This window comes from Aliiroseovarius sp. PTFE2010, assembly GCF_049943335.1.
Classification (GTDB): Bacteria; Pseudomonadota; Alphaproteobacteria; order Rhodobacterales; family Rhodobacteraceae; genus JBNFVY01.
The window spans coordinates 1-1,056 of the sequence record NZ_JBNFVY010000037.1 but is presented as its reverse complement, the minus strand read 5'-3'; the positions used below and the strand labels follow the sequence as shown (position 1 = coordinate 1,056).

Genomic DNA, 1,056 nt, shown 5'->3' with positions numbered 1-1,056 from the left:
GTCCATTTCGGCGCGCGCTTCTCGACAAAAGCCGAAAAACCCTCCCGCGCATCTTCCGTCTGCGCTATCCGGGGCAACATCGTTTCCGCAAAACGCATCTGCTGCGGATAGGTCATGTCTTCCATCGTGTGGCAGGTGTATTTCCCAAGCCGAATCGCGCTCGGCGATTGTGTGGAAATGTGGGCGACCAGTTCTGCAATCTTGTCGTCAAGCCCGGCCGTATCGGTCACATAGTTGACCAGATAGAAGCTGAGAGCTTCCTGCGCCGTCAGCGGGATCCCGGTGATAAACATCTCCATCAGCCTGCGACGCGGTATCACCCGCATCATCGGCGGAACGATGGTCATGGGAAACAGCCCCACCTTGACTTCCGGCGTCCCAATTCGGGCGTGATCTGCCATCACCGCCAGATCGCACGCACAGACAATACCCGCACCCGCGCCCACCGCGACACCGTTGACACGCGCGATGGTCGGCTTTCGGCAAGCTTGCAGCGCTTCGAACATCCGGCCGGCAAAATGGTCCGGATCGGATGGATCCTGAACAAACGGCCCGCCGTTCGCACCTGCCTTGATGTCGCCGCCCGCGCAGAAGGCGCGCTCACCCTCTCCGGTCAGAACGATCACCCGGCATTCCTGGTCGGCCTCGGCCGCATGAATCGCAGCAATGATACCTTCGGCGACCTCGCGGTTCAGGGCATTTCGACTCTCAGGACGTCGAATTGTAATGCGGACTTCATCCCCCCGCGCCTGCGAATGGACCACGTTATCAACCATTTTCGAAGCTCCCCCCAATATGCTTTCTAACGTCGGGTCGCAAAAAGCTTGGCTTGAACTATTTTCTAACATGTGTTTGATTTTGGTCAACACTGCAGACGACATTTTTCGGGAGGATGATGATATGACGAGTCAGAGTGAGGCGGTCGCAGCTGATCTGGACGCCATCAGGGCGAACTATTCGTTGACCGATGAGCAGCGCCAGATTGTCGATCACGTGGAACGTGTATCGCGCGAAGTGCTGCATCCATTGCAGGCGCGCATGGACGAGGAAGAATGG

General features: G+C 57.7%; 1 protein-coding gene. It reads right to left on the bottom strand.

Annotated features, from left to right (window positions below):
• The coding region (locus tag ACP2AV_RS15665) for an enoyl-CoA hydratase-related protein (protein WP_426373702.1) at window positions 1–866 on the bottom strand (866 nt) is incomplete at its 3' end.
• Window positions 867–1,056 lie beyond the last annotated feature (190 nt).